Raw genomic sequence first — 13,353 nt, 5'->3', positions numbered from 1 at the left:
TCACGGACGGCGCCGACGACCGGCTGGTCGAGTGTCGGCGAGGCATCCAGCCGCAGCGATCGACGGTCGGCACAGCCCCTCCGCAGCCCCGCCCTCGGCGCCGACCACCTCACCCGCCAGATCGCCCGGAGCCTGCTCGAATCCGGAACAGTCAGGCCGCTCTGATCCCTCGGATCCGATCAGTCCCTGATGCCGGGAGAACGGGCGACCGCGTACGGAGGGGTGATAATTCCACGCCCACAGCCCGATCGTCAGGAGGCAGTTTTTCTCTGCATGCTTCATCACCGCACCGACGACTCCGGAGAACTGTCGACCAGGGCGGAGCACCAGCCCACTCGTCCTCCACACACCCCATCTCTCCACATTCTCACCCACATTTTCGTCCACACTGTCGTCCACAGGGCAGATTTATCCACAGATTTCCTGCGGTGGTGGTGAGGTGATTCTGTGCCGACTATTCTCGAGGCATGAATTCGACGCCGATGGGCAGTGGGGACGACCCCGACGAGGACACCCCTCGCCGGGACGTCTCCGCACCGTCGGGCGATGTCCTCGAGGACGTCCTGGGGCGCTTCGCGGAGCTCGAGGCCGCGCCCGCGGCCCGCGCGCTGATCGCACAGGTCCTCGCCGCGACGCTGATGGCCTTCACCCGCACCGCGTCGGTGCGGGATTCGCTGCCGGACACGGCCCCCGAGAGCGCCGCGGAGGCGCTGGCCGTGCTCGGCGGGATCGACCACCTGCGCGGCGCTCTTGCCGCGGTGGATGCGACCTGGCAGGTCGCCGCCGAGGAGAGGATCCGGCGCGACGACGCCGCCCATGGGGTGCCCTCGTCGGCGCAGGGTCGCGGCGCCGGTCAGGAGATCGCTCTGGCGCGGCGGGTCTCCCCCGCCGCCGCCTCGTTCTCGCGGGCGAAGGCACGCCGCCTGGTGCAGCACATGCCGGCCTCGGTGGATCATCTCTGGTCCGGTGGCATGACCGATTCGCAGGCCTCCGCGCTCTCCGGCGCGCTGGACGGCGCCTCGCCGGAGACCTGTCGCCGGATCGACGACCATCTCCGCGAGCATCCCGAGTTCCTGCACGGCAAGGGGCACCGGCGCCTGCAGGCGGAGATCCGGGCCATGGTGCAGAAGCTCGAGCCGGAGACCTCGCGCGAGCGGGCTGAACGGGCGGCACGCTCCCGGCACGTGCGGATGGCCCCGCTGGCCGACGGGATGGCACGGATCTCCGCCGTGATGCGCGCGGTCGATGCGGTCGGCGTGATGCAGTCGCTGCGCACGCGCGCCGAGTCGCTGCGCGCCGCGGGTGAGCGGACGCCCGTGCCCGCGCTGGAAGCCGATCTCCTGGTGGACGACGCCCTGCGCGCCGCGCCCGCGACGCAGCAGGCTCCCGCGCGGCACCGCGCCGACCCCGCCGGCTCCGAGCCCGGCTCCGCCGACGCCCCCGACGCCGCCTCCGAGTCCGAGTCCGAGTCCGAGTCCGAGGATGCCGCCACCGGGGCGGCGATCGTGGAGCCGCCGCGCCTGCGGCCCGGTCTCGACGTGGGCATCGTCATCACCGACACGGCGCTCCTGGGTCGCGATGACGACGCCCAGACCGCCGAGCTCGAGGGCTACGGCACCATCCCCGCCCACATCCTGCGCGACACCCTGCTCGGGCGCCCGCCGGGGCAGCTGCGGGACGTGGAGGAGCCCCATCCCGACGAGACCGTCACCGCGTTCTACCGCCGCCTGTACCGCAGCCCGCGCACCAGCGAGCTGATCGGGATGGAATCGCGCGCCCGCGCCTTCCCCGCGGGGCTGGCCCGGATGATCCGCTGGCGCGACACCACCTGCCGCGCCCCGTGGTGCAACGCGCGGATCCGCCACAGCGACCACGCCGTCCCCCACCATCGCGGCGGGGCCACCAGCTACGCGAACGGCCAGGGGCTGTGCGCTCGCTGCAACCTGCTCAAGGAACACGGACTGTGGGTGCTGACGCCTCACGAGCGCCGCACGACGAGCGTTTCAGACCCTGACGCACCGTCCGGCGCAAAGCCCGATGCACAGTCCGACGCTCCGCTCGACGATCGGCCCGGCGCAGGGTCCGGGACACGACCCCGCTCCGACCCGTCGGCGCCTCCGAGGGCGTGGATCTGGGCGAGCCCGCACGGGGCGCACGGCACGTCGAGCACACCGCCGCTGATCACACCGTGGCCCGATCCCCCACCCGAGGGGCCGACCGAGACGCAGCCCGGTGACCGGCCCGCGGGGTCAGACGACGAGCCGCCCGAGGAACCGCCCGACGAGCCGCCGGAGGCACCGCCGTCCAGGTAGCTCGGACCTCGCCACCGACGGACAGGGGCAGACCGGGGCGGACAGGGGCGGACCGGAACGATACCCACGGCGCCCACGGTCCCCGCGCGGCGGGCCCGGCGGCGGGCCCGTCGGCAGGCCCGGCGGCAGCCTTTCGCTCCGCCCGCTGCGCTATCGCCCGGCGACCGGCGTGCCCTGATGGTGGCGCAGCAGCCACCGGCCCTTCTCCCGCACCCACAGCGAGCTGCGGTGCACGGTGCCGCGCGGCTCCTGGGTCGTGTACTGCAGCAGCACCACGCCGGGCGCGACCTCGTCGGCCACGAACTCCTCCGCCTCGACGCCGGGCATCGGCGCGAGGGCGGCCAGGATCTCCTCCCGGTCGTAGCGTCGCCCGCTCGCCCCCACCTCGGTGAACCCCCGATGCAACAGCTCCGCGGCGCTCGGCGCATCCGCACGCAGCGCATCGCTGTGCAGCGCCTGCTCCCGCGCCGTGATCTGCTCGAAGTCCGTCGAGCCCGGCGCGTCGGCGACCAGCACCGTGTCCTCGACAGCGGTGGAGCAGCTCGCGCCCGGAGCGGCCGGGGCCTGGTCCGGGGTCTGGTCCGGGGCCTGCTCGAACAGGCTGAACAGGTCGTCGGCCGGCGCCGTGGACCCGGCCGGGCCATTCCCATCGGTCGCCGCTCCCCCGGAGCCCGCGCCCACGCGCACCCCGCCCGCGCCCGCAGAGCCAGCGCCCGCGGAGCCAGCGCCCGCAGCGCCAGCAGAGCCAGCACCCGTTGCGCCCGCCGCGGGGCCGTCCACCGTGCCGGCCGCCGTCGCCCCGCCCCGGTATCCGGGTCCCACGTCCGGATCCTGCTTCTTCGAGAACGCCGTCGCGGCGGCGTTCGCACGCCGATCCGCCGCCTCGTTCATCGCGTGCCCGGAATGGCCCTTGACCCACTCGAACTCGACGCTGCGCCCGGCCAGGGCACGGTCGATGTCCTTGAGCAGCTCGACGTTCAGCACCGGCTTGCCGTCCTTCTTGCGCCAGCCCTTGCGCTTCCAGCCCGGCATCCACTTCGTCACCGAGTTGATGACGTACTGGCTGTCGCAGAGGATCAGCAGGTGCTGGTCGGCGTCGACGGCGGTGGCCTCGAGCAGGTCCAGCACCGCCTTCAGCTCGCCCATGTTGTTGGTGCCGTGGGGCCACCCGCCCGCACGCCAGCAGTCGTCGTCGATGTACCAGGCCCAGCCGGCGGGTCCGGGATTGCCGAGGGCGGAGCCGTCGGCCGCAGCGGTGATCGTCATGCGCGCAATGCTTCCACAGCCGGTCGGCGCGGCCACGCGCCGCGCCCCCGACCGCGGGGTTCCTCACGCCGGGCTCAGAGCCAGCGCGCCACCGTCATCCCGGCGCTGGTGGGCGGACGGTCCATCGCGAGCATCGCGGCGGGCAGCTCGGTCGCCTCGAGCACGCGGCCGACGGTGCCCGCCAGGTCCAGCCGACCGGCCGCGACATCGGCGAGGAGCTCCGAGTACTCCGCGACCGCCAGGCCGTGGCTGCCGAGGATCTGCAGCTCCTGGGAGATCACGCGTCCCATCGGCAGGGCCGGGTCGGCGTCGTCCCCGAGCAGCAGCCCCACCTGCACGTGCCGGCCACGGGGGCGCAGCACCTCGAGCGCGGAGTGCGCCGTGGCGGCCGCGCCGAGGGCGTCGAGGGTCACGTGGGCACCGCCGCCGGTCCGCTCCCGCACGTGGTCGACGACGTCGGGCCCCGCGGCGAGGGCGGTCGCCCCCAGCGACTCGGCGGCGGCGAGGGCGGCCGGGGAGACGTCGACCGCGATCACCTCGGCCCCCGCGGCGAGGGCGATCATCACGCAGGCGAGCCCGAGCCCGCCGCAGCCGAACACCGCCACCGTCTCCCCCGGCCGGACCGCGGCCTGGGCCCGCACCGCGTGCCACGCCGTGCCCACCCGGCAGCCGAGCCCGGCGGCGAGGGTCATGTCGATCCCGTCGGGCAGGGCGACGAGGTTGTGGTCCGCCTCGAGGACCACGACCTGCTCGGCCCAGGAGCCCTGCAGGTCGAAACCGGGCTGCTGCTGCGCGGGGCACACCTGGGGCGCACCGGCCAGGCACTGCGGGCAGCGCCCGCAGGAGAGGATGAACGGGGCGGTGACCCGGTCGCCCACGGCGACGCGCGAGACCTCCTCGCCGACCTCCCGCACCACGCCCGCGAACTCGTGGCCGGGCACGTGCGGCAGGCGCACGGAGTCGTCGTGCCCCTGCCACGCATGCCAGTCGCTGCGGCACACCCCGGTGGCTTGCACCGTGATCACGGCGCCGCGGGGCGGGCAGGCGGGGTCCGGCACCTCGACCAGGGCGGGCGGGGTGCGGAAGCTCTCGAAGCGGACGGCTCTCACCGCGCCGGCTCCACCGGCGCCACCGGCTTCTCGTAGGTCGCGTCCACGTGCTCCGTGACGAACCCGAGGGCGTCGTAGAGGCGGGTGGCGCCGGTGAGGGACTCGGCGTCGACCTCGAGCTCGGCGCGCCCGTACCCGGCCTCCGCCCCGGCGGCGAGGGTTCGGGCGAGGACGGCGCGGGCCAGGCCGCGGCCGCGGGCGTCGGGCCGGGTCCCCACCAGCGCGATGTGGAGCACTCCGGGGCGGTCCTCGGAGGTGACGGCGTAGGCCAGCACCGTGCCGTCCGCGTCGAGCGCGACGGTGGAGAGCTCACGGCGGGCCGTGTGGGAGGACCAGAGGGTGCTCCAGCGCTCCTGCGAGATCGGGGCGGAGCCCCAGTGGTCGGCGAAGGCGGCCAGGTGCGCCTCGCGGGTGGGGTCGCGCTGGGCGTCCGACGGAGCGAGGATCCGGGCGCCGTCGGGGACGGGGAGGTCCACCGCGGCACCCGGCAGCTCGCGCACCATCACCAGCCAGCTGCGCGCCCGGCGGTAGCCGCGTCGGTCCAGCAGCGGCCGCACGCCGGCGCCGCCGGTGACCCGCGCTCCCGCCGGCGTGCCGGGCCGCGGATCGCGCCCGCCGGAGGTGCGGAACACGGCCTCGCCGCACTGCGGGTGCCGCTGTGCGGCGAGCGCCGCGGCCCGCTCCTCGGACCAGGCGAGCAGCTCGGTGCCCAGGCCCTGTCGCCGATGCGCGGGATCGACGCCGCCCATCAGCTGGCAGCGCACCCGACCGTCGCGGTCGACACTGGTGTGCACGTCCACGATCGCCGCGCCGATCAGCTCCCCGCCGCGCCGCACCGCGAGCGAGTCGCGCGCCAGATCCAGCCCGGGCATGGTGAGCCACTCGCGGATGCTCAGCTCCTCCGCCGGATCGTCGAGCTCCTCGGCGCGGTCGATGCGGTTCAGCAGCGCGGTCAGCGCCGGGACGTCCTCGAGGGTGAGCGGGGTGCGGGTGGTCGTGGCATCGGTGGTGGTCACCGAGCCAGTCTAGGAGCCGGCCCGGGAACGAGGAGGGCGCTCAGCCCTCCTGCTCGTAGGCGGCGGGCCGCTGCTGCACCTCCCGCAGTCGGGCGAGGTCCAGCTTGCGGCCGCGCTGGAAGTCGACGATGCCGTTCTTCTCCTGGAACACGTCGGTCATCTGCGTGTAGCAGTACCCGAACATCAGCGGATCCTCCAGCAGCACCCGGGTGAGGCCCTCGAAGCGGGTGTACAGCTCCTCCTCGGAGGTGATGCGCTGCCCGTAGCCCCACGACTCGGCGGCGTTGTTGCCGGCCCGCTCGGCCTCGGCGGCGCGGCGCGCCTCCTCCTCGTTCCACCAGATACCGCCGTACTCGGAGACGAAGTAGGGCTGGCCGGCGAAGGGCAGGGAGAACGCCCCGTCGGCGAACGGCATCTCATCGGGCGCGAGGTCGCGGCCGTTGGCGAAGGGGGTGCCGTCGGCGAGACCGGACTGCTCGGCCCGGAACCGCTCCGGATCCTGCTCGTAGGAGTGGGAGTCGTAGACATCCGCGCCCCGCACCCGGTGGGAGTAGCCGGAGGCGTCGAGCACCGGGCGGGAGGGGTCGGCGAGCTTGGTCGCGTCGTACATCGCCTGGGTGATGTCGTCCAGCTGGGTGCGGCGGTCGTGGAGCACCTGGTGGGTCTCGTTCAGCGGGCACCAGCCGATGATGCTGGGGTGGCTGAGGTCCCGCTGCACCGCCTCGATCCACTCGCCCACGAAGGAGGCGGGCGGCTGCTGGTTGTCCCCCATCGGACCGAAGCCGGAGACACCCCAGTCCCCGAACTCGCCCCACACCAGGTAGCCGTGCAGGTCCGCCCAGAACAGCATCCGCTGCTCGAACACCTTCTGGTGCAGTCGCGCCCCGTTGAACCCGGCCTCCAGGGCGAGGCGGATGTCCGTGGTCATCGCCGCATCGCTCGGGGAGGTCATGAAGGACTCCTCCCAGTAGCCCTGGTCGAGCACCAGGCGCTGGAACACCTTCTGGCCGTTGAGCCGGAACTCGTGATCGCGCAGGGTCGCGCCGCGCAGCCCCGCGTAGGAGCGGACCTCGTCGAGCACCGCCCCGTCCTCGCCACGCAGGCGGGCGGTGAGCGCGTACAGCTCGGGGGCGCCCGGCCCCCAGATCCGCACCGCGTCCTCGGGGATCACCAGCTGCAGCGCGGGGGCGAGGTCGAGATCGGCGGGCACCTCGGCGCGGGCCACCTCCTCGCCGCCCGGCACGGAGGCGATCACCTCCAGGCGGGTGCCGCGGGTGCTGCGCGCCAGCGGCGCCGTGACGGCGAAGGAGCCGCCGGCCAGGGACGGCACGATGCGCAGCTCGCGGATCGCGTCCGACGGCACGCCCTCCAGCCAGACGCTCTGCCAGATGCCGGTGGTGCGGTGGTAGTTCGCGTGGGTGGGGCGGAACCAGCTGGACTGCTTGCCGCGGGCCTGGGGGACGTCGTGCGGGTCCCGGGCGCGCACCACGATCTCCACCTCGGCGCCGGCGCCCACGCCCGGGACGGCGGAGAGATCCGCGGCGAAGGGGGTGAAGCCGCCGCGGTGCCGGGCCACCTCCACCCCGTTCGCCCACACGGTCGCGTCGTGATCGACCGCCTCGAAGCGGAGGATCGGCCGCAGCCCGTCCCAGTCGCCGGGGACCGTGATGGTGCGGCGGTACCAGACGGCCTCGAGGAAGTCGCGGTCGCCCACCCCGGAGGCCTCGGTCTCCGGCGCGAAGGGCACGGTGATGCTGCCCGTCAGCTCGCGCTCGAGCAGGCCGCGCTCCCGGCCGGAGTCGCCCTGGTCGATCTCGAACTGCCAGGTGCCGTTCAGCGAGAGCCAGGTGGGGCGCTGCAGCTGCGGGCGCGGGTGCTCGGGGCGCGGCACGTCCCCGGCCGACGAGAGCGGGGCGTCCAGCAGCGCGGCGAGCTCGTCCGCCCGGGCGATGAGCGCCTCGAGCGGGGTGGGCAGCGATGCGGGGCGAGCGGAAGGTGCGGTCACGGTGCGGCTCCTGGAGCGGATCGGCGCTGATCGGTCGGACCCAGTCAATCGCACCCCGCGCGGGTTTGCAACGTCGTAAATCCAGAACCTCCGCGCCCGACCGGCCGTCGGCCCGGTGGTTTCTCACACCGACGCGCGCCGTGCGGGTGGGTCGACCCCCGGGCGCGTACTGTGAGCCGCAGTGCCGTTCCTCCCGCCGCGGCACAGGTCCCGATCGGACGACCGCGCAGGCCCCACGGCCGCGCCGACCCTCGTCCGCCCATCGGAGACAGCGTCGGCCGAGGAGCGTCGCCCCTGCGGCGCCGCACGGCCACGACCCGGGCGGGATGCACCGCACAGAACGGATCACCTCACGTGACCACCCCCGACTTCGCGCGCCTCGGCGTGCCGTCCGCCCTCACCGGCGCCCTCGCGCCGATGGGCATCACCGAGCCCACCCCGATCCAGGCCGCCACGCTCCCGGACTCCCTCTCCGGCCGTGATGTGCTGGGCCGGGGCCGCACCGGCTCGGGCAAGACCTACGCCTTCCTGCTCCCGCTGGTGGCGCGCCTGCTCGAGCAGCCGCGCAAGCGCGTGTCCCGTCGGCCGCGCTCCCTGGTGCTCGCCCCCACCCGCGAGCTGGCCTCGCAGATCGCCGAGTCGCTGGCGCCGCTCGAGTCCGCCGCCGGCCTGCGCAGCACCGTCGTGTTCGGCGGCGTGGGCCAGAACCCGCAGGTGAACGCTCTCGCACGCGGCGTCGACGTGCTCATCGCCTGCCCGGGCCGCCTGCTGGACCTGATGGGCCAGGGGCACGCCGACCTCGGCGCCGTGGAGATCACCGTGATCGACGAGGCCGACCACATGGCCGACATGGGCTTCCTGCCCATGGTGCGCCGCATCCTCGAGGCGACCCCGCGCAAGGGCCAGCGGATGCTGTTCTCCGCGACCCTCGACTCGGGCGTGAACAAGCTGGTCAAGGAGTTCCTCCACGACCCGGTCACGCACTCGGCGGATCCGGCCACCAGCCCCGTGGGCACCATGGAGCACCACGTGCTCGAGGTCGACAAGGAGACGCGCTTCGACGTGCTGCGCGACCTCGCCGCCGCGCCGGGCCGCACCATCATGTTCACCCGCACCAAGTACGGCGCGAAGAACCTCGCCCGCAAGCTCTCCGCCCGCGGCGTGGACGCGGTGGATCTGCACGGCAACCTCTCCCAGAACGCCCGCACGCGGAACCTCGAAGCCTTCGGCGCCGGCACCGCCACGACGATGGTGTGCACGGACATCGCCGCGCGCGGCATCCACGTGGACGAGGTCGCCCTGGTGGTGCACGCCGATCCGCCCGTGGAGCACAAGGCCTACCTGCACCGCTCGGGCCGCACCGCCCGCGCGGGCGAGTCCGGCACCGTGATCACGGTGCAGACCCCGGACCAGAAGCGGGACGTGCAGGACCTGATGCGCAAGGCGGGGATCACGCCCACCTATCACCCGCAGGTGCTCGCCACCAGCCCGGTGCTCACCTCGCTCGCCCCCGGCGAGCGGGTGGAGACCCACGAGCCGCGCCAGCCGGAGGCACCGCTGGACGAGGCGCGCCTGAACGGCGAGCGCCGTGGCGGACGCGGCGGCGGCCGCGGGGGCCAGGGCGGTCGCGGCCAGGGTGGCCGCGGGCAGGGCGGCCAGGGCGGTCGCGGCCAGGGCGGCGGCCAGGGCGGCGCGCGCGGCAGCCAGGGCGGCGGTCGCGGACAGGCCGACGGCCACAGCGGCCAGGAGGGCCGGGGCCAGGGCGGTCGCGGTCAGGGCCGCGGTCGCGGCGGCCAGGGTGGTCGCGGAGGCCAGGGCGGCCAGGGCGGTCGCAGCGCTCAGGGCGGTCGCGGCGGGCAGGGCTCGGGCGGCGGTCGCCGCCAGGGCCGCTCCGCCCCGACGACCTACTCGACCAGCTCCGAGGGCGCAGGCACCGGCAACAGCGTGGGCGGCGGCCTCGCGGCCTTCTCCTCCGGGCGTCGCCGATGACGGACGCGCCGGGCGAGCAGGGACCCGCGGCGGCCCACGGCCGGCGTCGCGCCGAGACGCCCGCCGGCCGCGGGGTCGAGGAGCTCCTCGCCGCCGCACGCCGGGGCGTGGACCGCCTCGAGCCCGCCGAGCTCGCCGCCGCACAGGAGGCGGGTGCGCACGTGATCGACATCCGCTCGGCCGTCACGCGCGAGCCCGAGGGGCACATCCCCGGCGCGACCGTGGTGGAGCGCCTCGTGCTCGAGTGGAGGATGGACCCGGGCAGCGCGCACCGCATGGAGGGCGGGCCCGGTCACGACGACCTCGTGGTCCTCGTGTGCAACGAGGGCTACTCCTCCTCCCTGGCCGCCCGCGACCTGCGCGACCTCGGATTCCACCGCGCCACCGACCTGGTGGGCGGCTTCCGCGCCTACCGCGCGGCGGGCCTCCCGGTCGCGACGGAGCCCTCCCGCCACGTGGACTGAGCACGCACCCCGGGAGCCGGGGCGGTGCGCTCAGCGCAGCTCGCGCTTGAGGATCTTGCCGGTGGAGGTCATGGGAAGCTGCTCGGCGAGGTGGATCTCGCGCGGGTACTTGTAGTCCGCCATCTGCTCCTTGGCCCAGTCCCGCAGCTGCTCGGCGGTGAGGGTCGCGCCCTCGGCGAGGATCACGTGCGCCACGACCTCCTCCCCCAGGCCCTCCTGGGCCACGCCCACCACGGCGGCGAGGGAGACCTGCTCGTGGGTCATCAGCACCTCCTCCACCTCGCGCGGGTATACGTTGTAGCCGCCGCGCAGGATCATGTCCTTCGCGCGGTCCACCACGTAGTAGAAGCCCTCCTCGTCACGCCGGCCCAGGTCGCCGGTGCGGAACCAGCCGTCTCGCAGCACCGCGGCGGTGTCCTCGGGCCGCCCCAGGTAGCCGGTCATGATGTTGTGCCCGCGCACCACGATCTCGCCGACCCCGTCGGGCTCGCGCACCCGGCCCCAGTCCGGGTCGGCGGGGTCGATGAGGTCCATCTCCACGCCCCACACGGGCAGTCCGATGGAGCCCGGCCGGGGCCGGTCGGCGAGCGAGAAGGACGCCACCGGCGAGGTCTCCGAGAGCCCGTAGCCCTCCATGATGGAGATCCCCAGATGCTCCTTCACCCCGCGCAGGATCTCCACCGGCAGGGCGGAGCCGCCGGAGACGCCCAGGCGCAGGTGGTCGGCGAGCCCGTCGGCCGCGGCCCCGCCGGTGAGCAGGCGCAGCAGCGCCCACCACATGGTGGGCACCCCGGCGAAGAGGGTCACCCGGTGGCGCAGCAGCAGGTCCAGCGCCTGCTGCGGCTCGAAGCGGGGCAGCAGCACCAGCGTGGACTGCATCGCGAATCCGGCGTTCATGTTCACGGTGGCGCCGAAGGTGTGGAACAGCGGCAGGGCCACCAGGTGCACGTCCTCCCCCGGCCGCGCCCCGAACAGCCGGTGGCAGGTCAGGGCGTTCATCAGCTGGTTGGAGTGACTGAGCTCGGCGCCCTTGGGCCGGCCCGTGGTGCCGGAGGTGTACAGCACCACGGCGGTGTCGGTCTCGCGCCGCTGCACGGTCTCGAAGGCGGCCGGCAGCTCGGCGGTGGCGCCGGCGAGGGTGGGCACGCCGTCGTAGGGGCTCTCGGCCGACGGGTCCGCGGTCATGAGCACGACCTGCGGCGGGTGCGCGGCCTCGCGCGCGCCCTCGACCACGAAGCGACCGATGGGCAGCTCCTCGCTGCCCTCGAAGCACAGCGCCACGCGGGCGTCGGTGTCGTCGAGGAAGTAGGTGACCTCGCGCGGCTTGTTCAGCACGTTCAGCGGCACCACCACGGCACCCGCCTTGAGGATCCCGTAGTAGGCGATCGGGAACTGCGGCAGGTTCGGGCAGCTCAGCGCCACCCTGTCCCCGGGCTCCACGCCGAGGGAGACCAGCAGTTGCGCGACCCGGTTCGCGGCGGCGTCGACCTGCGCGTAGGTGAGGGTGGTCTCGCCGAGCACCAGGGCGGCGGTCTCGGGGGCCTGGCGGGCGCTGTCCTCGAGCACCACGGAGAGGTTGTACATCCGGTTCTCCTTCGTCGACGTCGCTGTCACGTGGGTCACACCGTACGCGGCCGCAGCGCGTGGGGCGCACCACACGCCCACTTCGTCAGTTGCGCGAGTGACGAAATGTCGCGAGGATCAGGTCCATGAATACCGCCCCCGGGGACCCCTTCCCCACCGAGCCGCAGCTCGCCGCCGCGGCCGACACCTTCTCGATGCTCGCCAGCCCCGCGCGCCTGCACCTGGTCCAGCTGATGAGCACCGGCCGCTACGACGTGGGCGAGCTCGCGCGGCGGGTGGGCCTGAGCCTGCCCACCACCAGCCAGCACCTGCGCAAGCTGCGCCTCACCGGCATCGTCTCGGCGACCCGCGAGGGCCGCCACAGCTACTACACCGTCGAGGACCCGCACGTGGTCCAGCTCGTGGAGCAGATCTTCGAGCACATCGCCCCCGACGGCTCCCTCGCCCCCGACCCGCCCCGCAAGGACCTCCCGTGACCGCGCACGACTCCCCCGCCCCCGCCCGTCGCACGCGCGACAAGGTGGACCTCACGAAGTTCGCCTGGCTCTCGATCGTCGCCGCGATCCTCACCATCACCCTCAAGGCCGGTGCCTGGGTGATGACCGGCTCGGTGGGCCTGCTCTCCGACGCCGCCGAATCGGTGGTCAACCTGGTCGCCGCGGTCGTCGCGCTGATCGCGCTGCGCGTCGCGATCCGCCCGGCCACCGACCGCTTCCTCTACGGCCGGGCGAAGGCGGAGTACTTCTCCGCGGCCGTGGAGGGCGTGATGATCTTCGTGGCCGCCGCGGTCATCCTGGTCACCGCCGTGGAGCGCTTCCTGAACCCGCGGGAGCTGGAGAACGTGGGCTGGGGCCTCGGGATCAGCGTCATCGCCTCGCTGGTCAACGGCGGCGTGGCCCTGGTGCTGCTGCGCGCCGGGAAGCAGCACAACTCCATCACCCTGCGCGCGGACGGCAAGCACCTGATGACCGACGTGGTCACCAGCGCCGGCGTGCTGGTGGGCGTGGCGCTGGTGGTCCTCACCGGCTGGGAGCGCCTCGATCCGCTCGTCGCCTTCGCGGTGGGCATCAACATCATCATCACCGGCATCGGCCTGATCACCGAGTCCGTCTCCGGCCTGCTGGACAAGGCGCTGCCGGACGAGGAGCACGAGGTCATCACCGAGATCCTGCGCCGCCGCACCGACGACACCGTCACCTTCCACGGCCTGCAGACCCGCGAGGCCGGGCAGGAGAAGCACATGAACGTGCACGTGCTGGTGCCCGACGAGTGGACCGTCAAGCGCGGCCACGACTACATCGAGCACCTGGAGCAGGAGCTCATGGAGGCGCTGCCCGGCCTGATCGTGCTCACACACCTCGAGCCGATCTCCGATCCGGCCAGCTACGAGGACATCCCCGAGGCGCACGTGCCGATCCACGGGGAGGACGAGACGGCGCTGCGCCCGCCGCGGCACTGACCCGACCACCCCGCAGGCAGCGCGGACCGACCCTCCCGCCCCACGCCCCTCCCGCCCCGCAGCCCTTCCCCGTGCGGTTCTGCCCGCTGTGCTTCCAGACACGGAAGCACAGCGGGCAGAACCGCACGGGGCGGCGGGGCGTTGTCATG

General features: G+C 74.0%; 10 protein-coding genes. 5 read left to right on the top strand and 5 right to left on the bottom strand.

Annotated elements, in window-relative coordinates; genetic code table 11:
• Nucleotides 1–467: 467 nt before the first annotated feature.
• Nucleotides 468–2,312, top strand: coding sequence for an HNH endonuclease (locus DWV08_RS01250; protein ID WP_115412135.1), 1,845 nt, complete (start codon nt 468–470; stop codon nt 2,310–2,312).
• 150 nt (nt 2,313–2,462) lie between these two features.
• On the opposite strand, the gene DWV08_RS01245 is transcribed toward DWV08_RS01250, so the two are convergent.
• The 4 genes from DWV08_RS01245 to DWV08_RS01230 form a co-directional block, all read right to left on the bottom strand.
• Nucleotides 2,463–3,578: a ribonuclease HI family protein gene (locus DWV08_RS01245; protein ID WP_115412134.1), complete on the bottom strand. Its 1,116-nt coding sequence runs from the start codon at nt 3,576–3,578 to the stop codon at nt 2,463–2,465.
• A gap of 74 nt (nt 3,579–3,652) precedes the next feature.
• Nucleotides 3,653–4,687: a zinc-dependent alcohol dehydrogenase family protein gene (locus tag DWV08_RS01240; RefSeq protein WP_115412133.1), complete on the bottom strand. Its 1,035-nt coding sequence runs from the start codon at nt 4,685–4,687 to the stop codon at nt 3,653–3,655.
• Nucleotides 4,684–5,703: a GNAT family N-acetyltransferase gene (locus tag DWV08_RS01235; RefSeq protein ID WP_115412132.1), complete on the bottom strand. Its 1,020-nt coding sequence runs from the start codon at nt 5,701–5,703 to the stop codon at nt 4,684–4,686. Before DWV08_RS01235 ends, DWV08_RS01240 begins: the two co-directional genes overlap by 4 nt.
• Nucleotides 5,704–5,743: 40 nt before the next feature.
• Complete coding sequence (locus tag DWV08_RS01230; protein WP_115412131.1) at nt 5,744–7,708, bottom strand: glycoside hydrolase family 2 protein; 1,965 nt, start codon at nt 7,706–7,708, stop codon at nt 5,744–5,746.
• 354 nt (nt 7,709–8,062) lie between these two features.
• Between DWV08_RS01230 and DWV08_RS01225 the strand changes: the two genes are divergently transcribed.
• Together DWV08_RS01225 and DWV08_RS01220 are read left to right on the top strand one after the other, a co-directional pair.
• Nucleotides 8,063–9,697: a DEAD/DEAH box helicase gene (locus DWV08_RS01225; RefSeq protein ID WP_115412130.1), complete on the top strand. Its 1,635-nt coding sequence runs from the start codon at nt 8,063–8,065 to the stop codon at nt 9,695–9,697.
• On the top strand, nt 9,694–10,161 hold the full coding sequence (locus DWV08_RS01220; RefSeq protein WP_115412129.1) for a rhodanese-like domain-containing protein: 468 nt from the start codon (nt 9,694–9,696) through the stop codon (nt 10,159–10,161). The genes DWV08_RS01225 and DWV08_RS01220 overlap by 4 nt, the downstream gene beginning before the upstream one ends.
• 30 nt (nt 10,162–10,191) lie before the next feature.
• Here the strand turns inward: DWV08_RS01220 and DWV08_RS01215 are convergent, their stop codons facing one another.
• Nucleotides 10,192–11,745: a long-chain-fatty-acid--CoA ligase gene (locus DWV08_RS01215; RefSeq protein WP_115412128.1), complete on the bottom strand. Its 1,554-nt coding sequence runs from the start codon at nt 11,743–11,745 to the stop codon at nt 10,192–10,194.
• A gap of 125 nt (nt 11,746–11,870) precedes the next feature.
• Between DWV08_RS01215 and DWV08_RS01210 the strand changes: the two genes are divergently transcribed.
• Together DWV08_RS01210 and DWV08_RS01205 are read left to right on the top strand one after the other, a co-directional pair.
• Entirely contained in the window at nt 11,871–12,221 is a 351-nt protein-coding gene (locus tag DWV08_RS01210; RefSeq protein WP_115412127.1) for an ArsR/SmtB family transcription factor, read from the top strand.
• The gene (locus DWV08_RS01205) at nt 12,218–13,204 is read left to right on the top strand and encodes a cation diffusion facilitator family transporter (RefSeq protein WP_115412126.1); all 987 of its coding nucleotides are present in this window, start codon (nt 12,218–12,220) and stop codon (nt 13,202–13,204) included. Before DWV08_RS01210 ends, DWV08_RS01205 begins: the two co-directional genes overlap by 4 nt.
• Nucleotides 13,205–13,353 lie beyond the last annotated feature (149 nt).

Origin of the sequence: Brachybacterium saurashtrense, assembly GCF_003355475.1 — a bacterium.
Taxonomy (GTDB): Bacteria; Actinomycetota; Actinomycetes; order Actinomycetales; family Dermabacteraceae; genus Brachybacterium; species Brachybacterium saurashtrense.
Note: the sequence above shows the minus strand (reverse complement) of the source record. Positions and strands in the feature narration are given on the sequence as shown.

Bases quoted from the DNA above. Each gene is read 5' to 3' on its own strand.
- DWV08_RS01250 (WP_115412135.1), top strand. From the start codon at position 468: ATGAATTCGACGCCGATGGGCAGTGGGGACGACCCCGACGAGGACACC.
- DWV08_RS01245 (WP_115412134.1), bottom strand. From the start codon at position 3,578: ATGACGATCACCGCTGCGGCCGACGGCTCCGCCCTCGGCAATCCCGGA.
- DWV08_RS01220 (WP_115412129.1), top strand. From the start codon at position 9,694: ATGACGGACGCGCCGGGCGAGCAGGGACCCGCGGCGGCCCACGGCCGG.
- DWV08_RS01215 (WP_115412128.1), bottom strand. From the start codon at position 11,745: ATGTACAACCTCTCCGTGGTGCTCGAGGACAGCGCCCGCCAGGCCCCC.
- DWV08_RS01210 (WP_115412127.1), top strand. From the start codon at position 11,871: ATGAATACCGCCCCCGGGGACCCCTTCCCCACCGAGCCGCAGCTCGCC.